General features: G+C 32.9%; 16 protein-coding genes. 6 read left to right on the top strand and 10 right to left on the bottom strand.

From position 1 onward, the window contains the following. Positions 1–180: 180 nt before the first annotated feature. The 4 genes from ACHRVL_RS01055 to ACHRVL_RS01040 form a co-directional block, all read right to left on the bottom strand. Positions 181–2,316: a polyribonucleotide nucleotidyltransferase gene (locus ACHRVL_RS01055; RefSeq protein ID WP_129023060.1), complete on the bottom strand. Its 2,136-nt coding sequence runs from the start codon at positions 2,314–2,316 to the stop codon at positions 181–183. A gap of 177 nt (positions 2,317–2,493) precedes the next feature. After that, the gene (rpsO, locus tag ACHRVL_RS01050; protein WP_007804772.1) at positions 2,494–2,760 is read right to left on the bottom strand and encodes a 30S ribosomal protein S15; all 267 of its coding nucleotides are present in this window, start codon (positions 2,758–2,760) and stop codon (positions 2,494–2,496) included. Positions 2,761–2,858: 98 nt separating this feature from the next. Further along, positions 2,859–3,806 (bottom strand): energy transducer TonB, encoded by a 948-nt coding sequence (locus tag ACHRVL_RS01045; RefSeq protein WP_395409658.1) that lies wholly within the window; start codon positions 3,804–3,806, stop codon positions 2,859–2,861. Between the two features lie 38 nt (positions 3,807–3,844). Further along, the gene (locus ACHRVL_RS01040) at positions 3,845–4,300 is read right to left on the bottom strand and encodes a GAF domain-containing protein (protein WP_332653083.1); all 456 of its coding nucleotides are present in this window, start codon (positions 4,298–4,300) and stop codon (positions 3,845–3,847) included. A gap of 71 nt (positions 4,301–4,371) precedes the next feature. On the opposite strand from ACHRVL_RS01040, the gene xrtF reads away from it, so the two are divergent. The 6 genes from xrtF to ACHRVL_RS01010 all read left to right on the top strand — a co-directional run bounded on the left by xrtF (position 4,372) and on the right by ACHRVL_RS01010 (position 9,083). Beyond that, positions 4,372–4,908 (top strand): exosortase family protein XrtF, encoded by a 537-nt coding sequence (gene xrtF, locus ACHRVL_RS01035; protein ID WP_395409655.1) that lies wholly within the window; start codon positions 4,372–4,374, stop codon positions 4,906–4,908. Continuing rightward, the gene (locus ACHRVL_RS01030; RefSeq protein ID WP_395409654.1) at positions 4,898–5,344 is read left to right on the top strand and encodes an exosortase F system-associated membrane protein; all 447 of its coding nucleotides are present in this window, start codon (positions 4,898–4,900) and stop codon (positions 5,342–5,344) included. Before xrtF ends, ACHRVL_RS01030 begins: the two co-directional genes overlap by 11 nt. Before the next feature lie 47 nt (positions 5,345–5,391). After that, positions 5,392–5,790 (top strand): HYC_CC_PP family protein, encoded by a 399-nt coding sequence (locus tag ACHRVL_RS01025; RefSeq protein WP_395409652.1) that lies wholly within the window; start codon positions 5,392–5,394, stop codon positions 5,788–5,790. A gap of 104 nt (positions 5,791–5,894) precedes the next feature. Then, the gene (locus ACHRVL_RS01020) at positions 5,895–7,901 is read left to right on the top strand and encodes a TonB-dependent siderophore receptor (protein WP_089052541.1); all 2,007 of its coding nucleotides are present in this window, start codon (positions 5,895–5,897) and stop codon (positions 7,899–7,901) included. A 26-nt stretch (positions 7,902–7,927) separates the two neighbouring features. Next, positions 7,928–8,269, top strand: a complete 342-nt coding sequence (locus ACHRVL_RS01015; protein WP_129052949.1) for a heavy-metal-associated domain-containing protein — start codon at positions 7,928–7,930, stop codon at positions 8,267–8,269. A gap of 133 nt (positions 8,270–8,402) precedes the next feature. Next, entirely contained in the window at positions 8,403–9,083 is a 681-nt protein-coding gene (locus tag ACHRVL_RS01010) for a DedA family protein (protein WP_129023068.1), read from the top strand. A 266-nt stretch (positions 9,084–9,349) separates the two neighbouring features. On the opposite strand, the gene rodA is transcribed toward ACHRVL_RS01010, so the two are convergent. The 6 genes from rodA to purH form a co-directional block, all read right to left on the bottom strand. Then, positions 9,350–10,585, bottom strand: a complete 1,236-nt coding sequence (rodA, locus tag ACHRVL_RS01005) for a rod shape-determining protein RodA (RefSeq protein WP_089052544.1) — start codon at positions 10,583–10,585, stop codon at positions 9,350–9,352. Positions 10,586–10,600: 15 nt separating this feature from the next. After that, complete coding sequence (gene mrdA / locus ACHRVL_RS01000) at positions 10,601–12,565, bottom strand: penicillin-binding protein 2 (protein ID WP_395409648.1); 1,965 nt, start codon at positions 12,563–12,565, stop codon at positions 10,601–10,603. Then, complete coding sequence (locus ACHRVL_RS00995; RefSeq protein ID WP_129053212.1) at positions 12,562–13,068, bottom strand: rod shape-determining protein MreD; 507 nt, start codon at positions 13,066–13,068, stop codon at positions 12,562–12,564. The genes mrdA and ACHRVL_RS00995 overlap by 4 nt, the downstream gene beginning before the upstream one ends. Further along, positions 13,061–13,891, bottom strand: a complete 831-nt coding sequence (gene mreC, locus ACHRVL_RS00990) for a rod shape-determining protein MreC (RefSeq protein ID WP_395409646.1) — start codon at positions 13,889–13,891, stop codon at positions 13,061–13,063. The genes ACHRVL_RS00995 and mreC overlap by 8 nt, the downstream gene beginning before the upstream one ends. Before the next feature lie 109 nt (positions 13,892–14,000). Next, a complete protein-coding gene (locus ACHRVL_RS00985) occupies positions 14,001–15,029 on the bottom strand; it encodes a rod shape-determining protein (protein WP_007804822.1) in 1,029 nt (342 codons plus the stop codon). Between the two features lie 56 nt (positions 15,030–15,085). Beyond that, positions 15,086–16,612 (bottom strand): bifunctional phosphoribosylaminoimidazolecarboxamide formyltransferase/IMP cyclohydrolase, encoded by a 1,527-nt coding sequence (purH, locus tag ACHRVL_RS00980; RefSeq protein WP_395409645.1) that lies wholly within the window; start codon positions 16,610–16,612, stop codon positions 15,086–15,088. Between the last annotated feature and the right edge of the window lie 69 nt (positions 16,613–16,681).

The raw sequence follows: 16,681 nt of genomic DNA, 5'->3' as shown, positions 1-16,681 counted from the left end.
AAGAGGTGTTTTTTTTAGTTTGTTTTTGCTTTTTGGTGATTAAAATATTGAAAAGTATGGCTGTTTTATTGAAAGGATAATAATGAAGTTTGATTGATTTGTCATAAAAACGAAAAACCCCAATTCAAATACATGAATTGGGGTTTCCTATGAATAAACCTTTAGTAAACTAAGATCTGATTACTCTTTTTTCTCCTCGCGTGGAGGTCTTGGAACAAGTGCTTTTTTAGACACTTTTTCTTTTTTAGTTTTTGGGTCAACTCCTAAGTATTTCACTTGGAAAACATCTCCCATTTTAACTACATCAGCAACGTTTTCAGTACGTTCCCAAGCTAGTTCAGATACGTGAAGCAATACTTCATTTCCTGGTGCAGCAGTATATTCTACAACAGCTCCAAAATCAAGCATTTTAATTACTTTAACTTCGTAAGCTTCTCCCATTTGAGGTTTGAAAGTAATAGATTGGATTTTTGCCAATACCGCTTCAATTCCAGCAGGATCTGTACCTAAAATTTCGATAACACCTTGCTCATCAACTTCGTTGATTACAATAGTTGTTCCAGTAGCTTTTTGTAATTCTTGAATTACTTTTCCACCAGGTCCAATTAATGCTCCGATAAAGTTTCCAGGAATAGTTCTGGTAATGATTTTTGGTGCATGAGCTTTTACGTCAGCTCTCGGTGCAGCGATAGTTTCAGTTAATTTTCCTAAAATGTGTAAACGTCCATCACGAGCTTGTGCTAAAGCTTGCTCCATAATGTCATAACGTAAACCATCAATTTTGATGTCCATTTGACAAGCTGTAATACCGTCAGCAGTTCCAGTTACTTTAAAGTCCATATCTCCTAAGTGATCTTCATCACCTAAAATATCAGACAATACAGCAAATTTCTCTCCGTCAGTAATCAATCCCATAGCAATTCCAGAAACTGGTTTTACCATTTGAACTCCAGCATCCATTAAAGCCATTGTTCCGGCACAAACTGTTGCCATAGAAGAAGAACCGTTAGATTCTAAAACCTCAGAAACAACACGAATTGTATAAGGACAATCAGCAGGAATCATATTTTTTAACGCTCTTTGAGCCAAGTTACCGTGACCAACTTCTCTTCTTGAAGTTCCTCTAAGAGGTTTTGCTTCACCAGTTGAGAAAGGAGGGAAGTTATAGTGTAAGTAGAATTTCTCTTCACCTTGTTCAGATGGAGAATCGATTTGGTTAGCTTCTCTAGAAGTTCCTAAAGTTACTGTAGCCAAAGCTTGAGTTTCTCCACGTGTAAATAAAGAAGAACCGTGTACTCTTGGTAAATAATCAGTTTCACACCAGATTGGTCTGATATCTGTAGTTTTTCTACCATCTAAACGAACACCTAATTCTAATACTACATTACGAACAGCTTCTTTGTTTGTTTTGTAGAAATATTTAGAAACTAAATCACCATCAGCAGCTAATTCTTCTTCAGTAAATAAAGCTTTAACTTCTTCTTTTACTTCAGCAAATGCAGCACCTCTTTCGTGTTTAGCTGAACCGACTTTTGCAATAGCATAGATTTTGTCATATGCTGCAGCTTTTACTTTTTTGTAAATTTCTTCGTTTTCTTTCTCACCTTCGTAAGTACGGATTTCTTTTTTACCAAAAGCTTCTTGTAAACGGTATTGAGCTTGAATTTGAACTTTGATAGCTTCGTGAGCGAATTTAATAGCTTCGATCATTTCAGCTTCTGAGATTTCTTTCATCTCACCTTCAACCATTGCTACAGAATCCATAGAAGCTCCAATCATCATGTCGATATCAGATTTTTCTAATTCTTCTCTACTTGGGTTGATCACTAATTTTCCGTCAATACGTGCAACACGTACTTCAGAAATTAAGTTATAAAATGGAATATCTGAAACTGCTAATGCTGCAGATGCAGCTAAACCAGCTAAAGCATCTGGCATAACAGTTTCGTCATGAGACATTAATTGAATCATAACTTGTGTTTCAGCATGGTAATCGTCTGGGAAAAGCGGACGCAAAACACGGTCTACTAATCTCATTGTCAATACTTCGCTGTCGCTTGGACGTGCTTCTCTTTTAAAGAAACCTCCTGGGAAACGACCTGCTGCTGCAAATTTTTCGCGGTAATCTACCGTTAATGGTAAAAAATCAACGCCAGGGTTTGATGTGCGAGCTGAAACTGCTGTTGCAAGAATCATAGTGTCGCCCATTCTTACTACTACCGAACCGTCAGCTTGTTTTGCTAAACGACCCGTCTCGATTGTGATGCTTCTGCCATCACCTAAATCGATCTTTTCTACAAATAATTGTGGAATCATAATTTTTCCTTATTGGTTATACAATGGGTTTTAGTTGTGTTGTAGTTGTTGTTGTGTGTAGTTGTTGTTTCTAAAACCCAATGAAAAACCAAACTTTTTTTCTTATAAATGCTTGTAATTAAATACAATTCTGTAAAAAACAAAAAGAGGCACTCTCGCACCTCTTTTCTATATTGATTATTTTCTGATATTCAATACTTTGATAATCTCACGATATCTGTTGATCTCTTTCTTTTTCAAGTAGTCCAACAAAGCTCTTCTTTTACCTACTAATAGTACAAGAGAACGCTCAGTGTTGTAATCGTGACGATTTTTTTTCAAGTGTTCAGTTAAGTGTGAAATTCTGTAAGTGAACAATGCAATTTGACCTTCTGCGCTTCCAGTGTTTGTTGCACCACCGTGTTGTGCGAAAATCTCTTCTTTCTTTTCTTTAGTTAAATACATTCCAATATTATTTAATGATTTTTATGTATGTCAATACAACTTTTGTAAGACGGGTGCAAAAATACAACTTTTTTTTGAAAAATAAATAGTATTGAATCTTATTTTGTAATTATTGTTATTGGCAGCTTATAAAGTACTCTTACGGGAATGCCTCGATATACACCTGGATTCCATTTTTGAGCTTCGTTAATGAGTTTAATTGCATTTTCATCTAATCCGTAACCAACACCTTTTATTATTTTTGGGTCGACTAAATTTCCTTCTTCATCTACAATAAAAGTCATATATATTTTTCCAGAAACTTTATTTCTTGCTAATGCAGGGATATGCATTGATTTTGCTACGTAGCTATAAAAAGAATTGATTCCTTTTTTAGGAGCAGGCTGCTGTTGTTTTGTGGTATAAAAATGTTCTACGTTTAAAGAATCGGTTGTTACTCCCGAAATCAGTTTTCCATTTTCATATTTCTCGATAAAACTTAATTTTTTCTTTAAGTCTTTTCCTTTCCAAAAAGCATCAGGTTGACCATTTTTCATTTTACCTTCTTCTTCGTAGTTTTCGGTTTTATCTGCATAGTCTCCATTTCCGTCTATAACAATTCGTTCTTTTTGCGGATTCCAAAAGTTATTGATTTTACGTTCAACTTTTCCCTTTTTTCCTTCAGTGTATTCAATCTCAGATTTTAGATCTCCATTTTCATACCAATTAAATTCTTTTCCAGCTTTTTTAGCATTGACATATGATACAGTGGTTTTTTTATTTCCATTTTCATAATAAGAAACAGATTGTCCTTCGTTTATCATAACATCTTTATCTGTTGTATTTGCAATATATTTTATCGCACCAGATTTATAATGGTCTTTGTAGACGTAAGTTTTTTTCTCAGAATAATAATCTACAACAAGACGAGTGTATTTGTAATTTTCAGGAGTACTTGGCGTCCATAAAGAGTCGAGATAAATTAACTTGTTAGCCGAAATAGAGTTTTGAGCAAACATATTTGCTGCAGTAAAAAGAAACAGTAAGAAATGTAGAAGTCGTTTCATAAAAGTTTAAGGCAAATGTTTGATTTAAAATGTTTTTCTTAGAATAAAGCAGCGACTTCTTGATTTACAAATTCCAAAAATCTTTCGTCAGCCTCAGTAAATGGATCAATCACATGACTGTCAATATCTATTTGTCCTATATTAATTCCATTTACAAACAACGGAACAACAATTTCAGATTTTACTGTAAAACTACACGCAATATAATTATCCTGTGCTTTTACATCTGGTACAACAAAATTGGCATTACTTTCGGCTACTTGTCCGCAGATTCCTTTTCCAAAAGGAATTACAGTGTGGTCAGTTTCAGCCCCTACATATGGACCTAAATGCAGTGTTTTGTTTTCGTGGTTTGCAAAATAAAAACCTACCCAGTTATAGTATTCTACATTTTCATTTAATAATTGGCAGATTGCTAGTAGTTTTTCATCTCTAACAAGTTTGTTGTCAGATACTATAGCGCTTATTTTTGGTTGTAATTCTTGAAAAGTCATAATTTGAAAATTTTATACAAAAGTATTTAAAGCTGAACTCAAAAAAGATATAAATTTGAAAAAAAAATCTGTTGAAAAAATATTTAATTCAGTTCAAGCCTTTTTTAGTTTTTTTGAGCACTTTTTTCTCGGTTTATATTCTATTGACATTATTGTACAAAGTATATTTGAATGAGTTTAAAACTTATGAAGTTGACGGGATTACCAGTTTTGTTGGCCGCAATGTTGAACAAGTATTACGAGGGTTTAATTATGATGCCAAAGTTTTGAAAAACTCTTCAGGTTCTTGGTTAGAAGTTTTTTTAAATAATGAAGATGTAGTTCGTATTATTGAAGGTTGTAATGCCGTAAGTATTATGATTCTTTTTGTTTCCTTTATAATTGCATTTTCTGGAAAATTTAAGACTACAATGCTTTATGCCTTGTTTGGAGTTGCATTAATTTGCATTTTGAATGTTTTGCGAATTGCGGTATTGACGGTTTTGTTATTTTATTTTTCTCAATACGCTCATTTTTTACACGGAGTTCTCTTTCCGTTGATTATATATAGTTCTGTTTTTATCTTATGGTTTGTTTGGGTCAACAAATTTTCTAAGTATGCTAAATAGATTTAAAGAGTATCGATCTAAAATATTAGCTGCTATTGTTATAGTGCTGTGCTTTGTACTGATAAGAGCTTTTGAAACATCGTTGTTTTATGATCCTTTTTTGCAGTATTTTGAGTCCGATTTTAGCAGCTTTCCATTACCTAAAGTTGATGTTTTTAGAATTTTTTGCAATCTCCTGATTCGTTTTACACTGAATACAGTTTTGTCTTTAGTTCTTATTTATGTGTTGTTTAAAGATTTAGAAATTTTAAAATTTACCAGTTATTTGTTTTTATTCTTTTTTCTGATTCTCTTCACAATGTTCTTTGTAATTATTCAATATTTTCAAGACAGCAGTTGGGCTTTATTTTATGTGCGAAGATTTATTATTCAGCCATTGTTAGTATTGTTATTTATTCCTGCATTTTACTATCAGCTTCAAGATTTAAAAAAATAACATTTTATTAAGTTTTTAATCCGAGACTTTTTGGATACTTTTGCAGTATGAATTTAAAAAAGTGCACAGTATTGTTTTTAGCGTTCTTGTTGTTGGTTTCCAACGCAGGCTTTGCTTTTGATGTGCATTATTGTGGAGGAGAGGTAGCTTCAGTATCTTTAAATACTACTGCTTCTGCAACGCCGCAAAAGAAATGTTGTGAAACGAAAGAAGAAAAATCATCTTGCTGTAAAGATAAAGTTGTTCATTTTGAGAAAAAATCTGACAACGCAACTTTCAAAGTCTTCTTTTTTCAACTTATAGCTCCAGCTGTAATTCAAGAGTATGATCCAGTCGTATTTTTGTCTATTCCAAATTTCAAAAGCAATCAGATAACTACTTATTATTCTGATGCGAATGCCCCCCCTTTATTTAAATTATACAATCAATATATTTTTTATTCCTGATTTTAATATTTAGAATTAAGCTCATGTGGCTTGTTACGTACTGTTTTATTGTTTCGTTTTGAAACTAAAACAGAAATTTCTAAATAATATTAAAATCTTTTTTTATGCAAAAAAATATCACGCTTTTTGTGATGTTGTTGCTTTCGATTTCTGCTTTTGCGCAGGAAAATCTTGAGGAAGTAAAAATTACAAAAAAGCAAAAAGGACTTAAAAAGTCTTATACTCTTACCGCAAATACATCATTAATAACTAGTAAAGAACTTTTAAAAGCGGCTTGTTGTAATCTGGCTGAAAGTTTTGAAACTAACCCATCAATTGATGTTAATTTCTCTGATGCTTTAACTGGAACTAAACAGATAAAAATGCTGGGCTTAACAAGTCCTTACTTGTTGATTACTGAGGAAAATGTTCCGTCAGTTCGAGGTGCTTCTCAAGCTTACGGATTGTCTTTTACCCCAGGAACATGGATCGAAAGTGTTCAAATTACAAAAGGAGCAGGAAGCGTTGTAAATGGTTTTGAAAGTATTTCAGGACAAATAAATACTGAGCTTTTAAAACCTTTAAATGACGATCCTTTCTTTTTAAATTTTTATGGTTCTACAGATGCGCGTTTTGAGTTGAATACGCATTTTAATAAAAAAATATCTGATAAATGGGCAACAAGTTTATTTGTTCATGGAAATGCTCGTGTGGCTAAAAATGATATGAATAATGACGGATTTTTAGATAATCCTTTAGGAAAACAAATCAATGTTTTAAACCGTTACCAGTATTTTAACCCAGAAAGCGGCTTTGTTAGTTTTATCAATTTTAGGTACATGAATGATAAAAAACAAACCGGTGAACTGGATTTTGATAAGGATACAGATCGAGGCACTAAAAATCACTGGGGATCAGAGATTAACACAGAACGTTTTGATGTTTCTACAAAAGTTGGGTATGTTTTTAAAGATATGCCTTATCAAAGTATTGGTTTTCAAAATGCTTTCAATACTCATAATCAAAACTCTTATTTTGGTTTAAATCAGTATAATATTAAGCAGAATAGTTTTTATTCTAATTTAATTTTCAACTCGATTATCAGCAATACAATGCATAAGTTTGCAACGGGTTTAAATTTTACATACGATCAATATCAGGAGTTTGTAAATGTAAATGATTACAGTCGTATCGATAATTCTGTTGGAGCCTTCTTTGAATATACTTATGATAATACAGATAATTTTAGTTTGGTTTTAGGAGGAAGGGTCGATAATCATAACCGACTTGGTTTTTTTGTAACGCCAAGATTGCATATGAGATATAATCCTTGGAAAAATGGAGTAGTTCGTTTTTCTGCTGGTAGAGGAAAACGTTCGGCTAATATTTTTGCCGAAAATCAACAGCTTTTTGCAAGTTCAAGAACATTTTCGATTTTAGACAACGGTGGGAAAATTTACGGTTTAAATCCTGAAATTGCTTGGAATTACGGTGTTAGTTTCTCGCAAAAATTCCGTCTTTTCAATAAAAATGCAGAAGCTGGATTTGATATCTATCGCACCGATTTTAAGAATCAGGCAGTTGTTGACTTAATGCAGAGCCCGCAAGAAGTTTTATTTTATGACTTAAAAGGAAGTTCATTTGCAAACAGTCTTCAGGTTGAATTTAATTATGAGTTGATTCATAATTTAAATCTAAGAACAGCATATAAATATTATGATATCCAAACAGATTATTTGAGAGGAACATTTCAGCGTCCGCTTCAAGCTAAACATCGTTTCTTAGGGAATCTTGAATACGAAACTAATTTAAATAATAATAAGCAATGGAAATTCGATTACACTTTCAATTGGTCAGGTAAGCAGCAATTACCTTATACGGCATCAAACCCAACTGCAGACCAATTTCCTAATTATTCGCCTTCTTATGCAGTGATGAATGTTCAGGTAACAAGAGTTTTTTCTCCTGTATTTGAAGTGTATGTAGGTGGAGAAAACATTGGTAATTACAAACAGGAAAAAGCCATTCTTGGAGCCAATGATCCTTTTGGACCAAATTTTGATGCTTCTATTGCATATGCGCCAATTTTTGGACAAATGTATTATGCAGGTTTACGTTTTAGAATAAAATAAATTTTAATATAAATAATAAATAAAAAATGAGAAATATCGTATTAATTGCAATGATGGTTTTTTTAGGTTTTTCAGCTCAAGCGCAATCTAAAAAGAATAAAAATTTAAAATACAAAACAGAGGTAAACGGCAGTTGTGAACTTTGTAAAAAACGTATTGAAAAAGCGGCTTATAATGTTCCAGGTGTAAAAATGGCTACATGGGATATTGGTTCGCACGAGCTTGCAGTGATTTTAAATGAAGAGAAATCATCAACAGCAGATTTAAATGCGGCTATTGCAAAGGTTGGGCATGACACAAAAGAGGTTAAAGCAACTGATGCAGATTATGAGGCTTTACATTCTTGCTGCAAGTATGTAAGAGAATAGCAGAATCTTTTAAGAGCCCAAGTGAATCTTGGGCTTTTAATAGTTAATTTATCTTTAAAATATGGCATTTAATTGTGGTTAAAACAATTTATTGTTAATTTCACGAACTTATAAGTATAACCAAATTCTTTTTATGAATAATTTTGATTGGACGCAGTTAATAAACCCTGAATTTTATATAACGTTAAATATTGGTGGTTTTGAGATTGGGTTATTTATCGTTCTGTTTATAGTTTATGCTGAAACAGGACTTTTTGCAGGCTTTTTTCTGCCAGGAGATAGTTTACTTTTTTTAGCAGGTATTTACAGCCGTGATTTAATTCAAAATGTGGCATATATTCCAGGTGATTTCTTAAATGTATTTTTGCTTGCCTTGGGAGTTGCTGTAATGGGAGTTTTGGGTAATATGACAGGTTATTGGTTTGGTGCCAAAAGCGGTTATTATTTATTTAAAAAAGAAGATTCATTTTGGTTTAAAAAGAAATACCTTTTGCAGTCAAAAGATTTCTTTGAAAAATATGGTGGTAAAGCAATTATTTATGCTCGTTTCCTGCCAATTTTTAGAACTTTCGCGCCAATTGTTGCGGGGATAGTTTCTATGGACAAAAAGAAGTTTATGTTTTACAATATTTTAAGTTCTTTCTTGTGGTCGTTTATCTTGATTTTTGCAGGACATTATTTATACGGTGTCTTCTTGAAACAAGGAATTGACTTAAAACACCATATTGAATACATTATCATTATTATCGTTATCATTTCTACTTTCCCAGTTTTAGTTAAGCTTTTAAAGAAAAGACCAGCTGAGAAAATCTAAAGAAAATTAATGAACATAAAAAAAGCCCGAAGCATTAAACTTCGGGCTTTTTTTATTTTATTAAGGCATGAAAACTATTCTATGTAAATAATGATTTAATACATTGAAACGAATGAAACCGCTAGAAATGATTATGCGGTGAAATAGATAAGAGTGATAAAAAAAAAGCTGCAACTCAGTTTTGAAAAACAAGAGTTGCAGCTTTAGATTAAATCTTTATTATTAATGCCGAAGGTATTTCTACGATTGGAACTTGGTATTTTAATCTACCATTCATTTACCTTATTAGCATCCATCTTCAAGAAAATAAATAATAAGATAGTGAATCCCCATAAACCAGAACCTCCATAAGAGAAGAAGGGTAATGGAACTCCAATGGTTGGAAATATACCAATAACCATGGCAATGTTTACAAAGAAATGGGTAAACAAAATTCCGGCAACACAATAGCCGTAAACACGGCTGAATTTGGTTTTTTGCCTTTCAGCTAAATAAATCACTCTTAAAAATAAGCCTACAAAAAGTAGAATAACGACTAAAGAACCTGCAAAGCCCCATTCTTCACCTACAGTTGTAAAAATATAATCGGTATGCTGTTCAGGAACGAATCCTCCTTTAGTTTGAGTTCCTTCTAAAAAGCCTTTTCCAATCCATCCTCCGGATCCAATTGCAATTTCAGATTGGTTGGTGTTATAACCAATACCTTTCATGTCTACAGTTTTTCCTAAAAGAATATTAAAACGGTCTCTATGGTGCTGTTTAAATACGTTGTCAAAAACGTAATCAACAGAGAGTACAAAGCCCGAAATAACAACTAATAAAATAGCACTCAAAATAATATTTCGATCTACCGCCCGTCCTTTAAAATGAATAATAATAAGTACTCCTAGGGCGATTAAAATAACGGCATAAGGTTCTAAAACGAGCGTTAATACAAATAAAAGAATAGTGATAAAACCTGTCCAAACGTACCAAGAAGGCAAGCCTTCTCTAAACAAAACGAGGATAAAGACGCTATATATTAAAGCACTTCCTGGATCGGGTTGAGGCAGGATTAACATTACAGGTAAAAAAACTATTGCTAGTGCCTGCAACTGTCTGTTGGTTTCTTTAAGGTTAATTTGGGTGTCACTTAAATATTTAGCTAATGCTAATGATGTAGCGGCTTTTGCAAATTCAGATGGCTGTAAAGTAAAACTTCCAATAGCATACCAGCATCTTTGTCCTGCAATAGTTTTTCCAAAAAGAAATAATCCTGCTAATGATAATAGGGATACTCCAAATATTATACTGGCGTATTTTTCGTAAAATTTTCCATCAACAAAAAGGACAACAAAAATTAAAGGAATGGTACATCCAATAAAGATTAATTGTTTTTGATATGTTCCATCAGTTGATAATAGTGATGAAGAATAAATATTCAGCCACCCTAGTATTACCAATGCAATATAGATAAAGACACTTATCCAGTCAATGTTATTTTTTACACTTTGATTTTTCATTTGAAATAATCTTTCTTAGTTCTTTTTAGTAGTGTCTATTGTTGTTTTTTTAGCCTCTGTTTTTGGAGCGGTCGTTTTCGGAGTAATAATTTTAGCTTTTAAAAGGGAATCTTTTGGTGTAGATTCGATTGCGCTGGCTTCGTTCATTCCTCCAAGTTTAGCATATTCGCTCGCTAAAGTTTTATTTAAAACGCGAATCTCTAAATCAGTTCTCGTTATTTTTTTTCTTAAATATTTTTCTATCATCAAACTCGCAATTGGACCTGCCACGGTAGCTCCAAAACCTCCATTTTCAATCATAATCGCAATCGCAATTTTTGGATTGTCTTTTGGTGCAAATGCCACAAAAATAGAGTGGTCTTTAAGCTGTGTTCTCTTGCCGTTAATTTTAGCAAAGTTTTCAGCTGTACCCGTTTTTCCGCAAATGTCAATTCCTTCAACTCTTAAAGCGTGTGCAGTACCTTTGTTGTATACATCAAATAAACCACTTATAACTGGCGGAAAGTACTTTTGGTCAATTGAAGTAGTGTGTTTGGTTGTAAATTTAGAATCGATTTTTTCACCCTCAATTTTTTTAATGATATGAGGCGTGTAATAGTATCCTTGATTTGCAACAGTTGCCATCATATTAGCAAGCTGAATAGGTGTCATTAAAACCTCTCCCTGACCAATTGCATTCGATACAATCGTTGTGCTTCTCCAGCCTCCGTTAGGATAAATTCTTTTATAAGTTTTAGAATTTGGGATATTACCTCTTTTTCCTGTTGGTAAATCATATCCCATAAATTGACCTAAACCAAAACTTCTCATATGATCACTCCAAACATCAACTGCTTTACCTGGATTTGCATATTTGTTAATCGTTAACATATAGGCTTGGGCAAAATAAGTGTTGCAAGAGTTGTAAATACCGTTATGTAATTGATGAGGTCCAAAGCCGTGACATTTCATGAAGCGGCCGCGTCCATAACTAAATCCGTGATGACACATAAAAGTGGTTTGCTCGTTGACAACGCCTTCTTGCAGAGCCACTAAACCCGTTAAGATTTTAAAAGGAGAACCAGGAGGATACTCAGCCAAAAGTCCTCTGTCGTACAACGGTTTTGCAATCGAATCATGATACAAAAGAGTATAGTTTTTAGAACGTTGTCTTCCAACTAGAATTCCTGGGTCGTATGATGGAGCGGTTACTAATGCTAAAATTTCACCAGATTTTGGTTCGATAGCAACAATTCCACCTCTTTTATTAATCATTAACTCTTCGCCATACTTTTGAAGTTCAGCGTCGATTGTTAAATTGATGTCTTCACCAGCAACAGCGATCGTATCGTACTTACCTTCTTTATAAGAGCCAATTTCACGATTGTATTTGTCTTTCTGAATGTATTTTACTCCTTTTATACCACGTAAAATTTCTTCGTAACTTTCTTCAACTCCTTGTTTCCCAATTAAATCACCACTGTTGTAATAGGGGTTTTTTGCAATTTGGCGCTCGTTTACCTGCGTTATGAAACCAAAAATATTAGCGCCATAATCTACTTCGTAATCACGAAGTGAACGTTTTTGAAAATAAAAACCTTCAAATTTTCTGATTTTTTCCTGAAAAGCAGCAAATTCATTTTTATTTAACTGAGATAAAAATACAGATGGTAATCGTGGACTGTAAACTTTTGCTTTAGCAACTCTTTTCTCGTAATCTTCGGGAGTAATATTTAGTAATGCGCAAAACTCTGGAATATTAAGATTTTCTTTAATATCTCTAGGAATTACCATGATATCGTAAGAAGCCTGATTGGCAACCAGTAATTTGCCATTTCGGTCATAGATATATCCTCGTTCTGGATAATCGTAGACTTTTTTAATGGCATTATTTTCTGATTTCAATTTAAACGAATCATCAATGATCTGCAGATAAAATATCCGCATTACTAGCAAAGATGCTGCAATAATAATTAAAGAGGGCAGCAGAACTTTTCTCATCGTTTATTGGGCTTAATAAGATAAATTATTATAATTGAAGTGATTATTGTAAAAATGGTGCTGAACAAGGTTCGCAGTAAAATGTCTAGTATAAATTTAAATTGAAAAGCTTCTAATGTAAATAGTATAATGTGATGCAATAAAACAGATACTAGAATAAATGAAAACCTTTCAGGTGTTAAAGATTCATTTAGTTTAATGGTTTGATATTCATAACTTAAACCAAATGAAAATTTAAAGATATAAGGTCTGTAGTAGGCTAGAATTACACAAGCAGTTGCATGAATTCCGCCAGAATTACAAAACATATCCATCATCAATCCTAATAGAAAGCTAGAGATGATTAATCCAGCTCTATTACTGTTTACAGGATACAATATAATGTACAAGATATACGGGAAGGGACTTATGTACCCTAAAAAATTCATATTATTGAAAATAACAACCTGAATTGCTAGTAACATAATAAAACGAAGAATATTGACTAATAAAGCGCTATTCATCTTTTTCCTTGTTTTTGTTTTCTAAATTAATAAGTTCTTCTCTGTCCTTACTTTTGATAATATAAACGTGTCCTAGATTTGTCATATCGTTAAATAGTTTAACGTTTATAACATAGTAACTTGTGTTCTTTTTGATGTAAATTTTGTCTACAGTTCCAATGTTTATGCCTTCAGGGAAGATTACTGATTGTCCGCCTGTCACAATGGTGTCGCCTTTTCTAATTGAAGCTAATCTTGGAACGTCTTCAAGTTGAACAAAACCAGTACTTTTTCCGTCCCAAGTTAAAGAACCAAAATGATTTGATTTTTTGATTTTGGCATTAATTTGAGATTTCATGTTCAAAATACTCACAACGGTTGAATATCTTGGTGATGTATTATCTACAACTCCAATAATTCCTAAACTATTAATTACTCCCATATCTTGTTTAACCCCTTCGTTTGCTCCAGAGTTTAAGGTGATATAATTTTCGTGAGTATTATAAGAGTTGTGAATTACTTTTGACACAATAATATCTGCAGGTTTTACTCCTTTTATACTATCGGCCAAAGGTATTTTGGTAGTATCCTCTTTGTTGAATAAAAGACTTTTTAATCTTGCATTTTCAAGTACAAGTTCATCATTTTCAGATCTTAAATTCAAATATTCGTTGATGTGATTAATTCTTTCGTAAACGCCTCCGCTTAAAAAATTTGCGGAACTGATTACTCTGCTTCTGTGATAGGAGTGTGACTGAATTGTGAGCGTCAACGAAATACCTAAAAGCAGCAAAAACAGCAATCGATTACTGTTTCTTAAAATGAAATTAAAAATTTGCTGCATTTCTTGTTTGGTTATTTTGTTTCAGGATATGCTTTTGGTTTCAAATTTTATTAGAGTCAAATAGTGAAATTTGACTCTAATAAAAGTAAATTGATTACTATTTTGAATCTTATTTGATTAAGATACTTTTAAATTTTGCAATGTTTTTAAGTGCCATTCCAGTTCCACGAACAACAGCTCTTAAAGGGTCTTCGGCAATATAAACAGGTAAATCTGTTTTTTGAGAAATACGCTTATCAAGACCTCTTAACATAGATCCTCCACCAGCTAAATAAATACCTGTATTGTAAATATCGGCAGCTAATTCAGGAGGTGTTTGAGATAATGTTTCCATTACAGCATCTTCAATTCGTTGAATCGATTTGTCTAATGCTTTTGCGATTTCGCGGTAAGAAACATCTACTTGTTTTGGTTTCCCTGTAAGCAAATCTCTACCTTGAACAGACATGTCTTCTGGCGGCCCATCTAAATCTTCGATAGCCGCTCCAATTTGAATTTTTATTTTTTCAGCAGTACTTTCACCTACAAAAAGGTTGTGTTGTGTACGCATGTAATAAACGATATCATTTGTAAATACGTCACCTGCAATTTTTACAGATTTATCGCAAACAATTCCGCCTAAAGCGATAACAGCAATTTCTGTTGTACCACCTCCAATGTCGACAATCATGTTTCCTTTTGGCTGCATAATATCAATGCCAATACCAATTGCAGCAGCCATAGGCTCGTGAATTAAGTAAACTTCTTTTCCGTTTACTCTTTCACAAGATTCTTTTACCGCTCTCATTTCAACCTCAGTAATACCAGAAGGAATACAAACCACCATACGTAAAGCTGGAGTAAACATTCTTTTTTTCAATGCAGGAATGCTTTTAATGAACATATTGATCATTTTTTCCGAAGCATCAAAATCAGCAATTACACCATCTTTTAAAGGCCTTATGGTCTTGATGTTTTCATGCGTTTTACCTTGCATCATGTTGGCTTCTTTACCAACAGCAATGATTTTGCCTGATATTCTGTCACGTGCAACGATTGACGGACTATCAATAACAACTTTATCATTATGAATGATTAAAGTGTTTGCGGTACCAAGGTCTATCGCAATATCCTCAGTCATGAAATCAAAAAATCCCATAAGTTTTTTAGGGGTTTAAAATGTTATAAATTATTTATCGAACAAAGTTAAACAAATTAATGTTTAAAATGACGAGTTCCTGTAAATACCATTGCAACATTATTTTCATTGCAATAATTTATACTTAATTCGTCTTTTATTGAGCCTCCTGGCTGAATTACAGCAGTTATTCCTGCTTTTTTGGCTAATTCTACACAATCCGGAAATGGAAAAAATGCATCGCTTGCCATAGAAGCGCCGGTTAAATCAAATCCAAAAGCTTTTGCTTTGTCAACAGCCTGCATTAAAGCATCAACTCTTGAAGTCTGACCTGTACCAGATGAAATTAAAGTTCCGTTTTTTGCAAAGACAATTGTATTTGATTTTGTGTTCTTGCAAATTTTTGATGCAAAAATCAAATCCTCTATCTCTTGAGCAGTAGGTTCTGTAATTGTAACGGTTTTTAAATGCTCTTTATTATCTGTAATATTATTTCTGTCCTGAATTAACAAACCATTAAGACAAGTTCTTACTTGACGATTTGGTAATTCAACTTCATTTTGAACTAATATAATTCTGTTTTTCTTTTCTTGTAAAACTGTAACTGCTTCATCATCATAAGATGGAGCAATAACTACTTCGCAGAATAATTTGTTGATTTCCTGAGCTGTTTCTAAATCAATTTTAGTATTAGAAATCAGCACTCCTCCAAAAGCAGAAGTAGGATCACAAGCTAAAGCTGCTAAATATGCCTCGCTGATAGTTTTTCTTGAAGCTAAACCACAAGCGTTATTGTGTTTAAGAATAGCAAATGTTGGTCCGTCAGTTTTGAATTCAGCAATTAAATTTACTGCAGCATCAACATCAAGCAAGTTGTTGTATGATAATTCTTTTCCGTGAAGTTTATTGAACATAGCATCAAAATCTCCAAAGAAGAAACCTTTTTGGTGAGGGTTTTCACCATATCTTAAAACTTGACCATTTGCAATACTTTCTTTGTAAATAGTCTCGTCTGTATTGAAATAATTAAAAATAGCTCCATCGTAATGAGAAGATACGTGGAAAGCTTTTGTAGCTAACAATCTTCTGTTTTCAAGAGTTGTAGAACCATTTTGTTCTGTAATCATATCTAAAAGCAAACTGTATTCATTAACAGAAGCAACAATGACAGTATCTTTAAAGTTTTTTGCTCCAGCGCGAATCAATGAAATTCCGCCAATGTCAATTTTCTCGATAATATCTTGCTCGCTTGCACCAGAAGCAACTGTTTTTTCAAAAGGATACAAGTCAACAATTACTAAATCAATCTGCGGAATATCAAATTCCTTCATTTGCTGTACATCACTTTCGTTATCTTGACGATTCAAGATTCCTCCGAAAATTTTTGGGTGTAAAGTTTTAACTCTTCCTCCAAGAATTTCAGGGAAAGAAGTAATGTCCTCAACAGGAACTACCGGAATTCCAAGGTTTTTAATGAAATCTTCAGTTCCTCCAGTAGAGTAAAGTGTAACATTTTGTTCGTGTAATTTTCTAACGATTGGTTCTAATCCATCTTTAGAAAAAACAGAAATTAATGTCGATTGTATTTTTTTAGTTGTGCTCATTGTGTAGTTATGATTTTTGAGACTGCAAAAGTAGTTTTTTTATATATTATTTTAAAGAAAATTAATGTA

Origin of the sequence: Flavobacterium sp. FlaQc-28 (assembly GCF_044007415.1) — a bacterium.
Taxonomy (GTDB): Bacteria; Bacteroidota; Bacteroidia; order Flavobacteriales; family Flavobacteriaceae; genus Flavobacterium.
The sequence above is the reverse complement of the archived record's forward strand: the minus strand, read 5'-3'. Positions and strand labels throughout refer to the sequence as shown.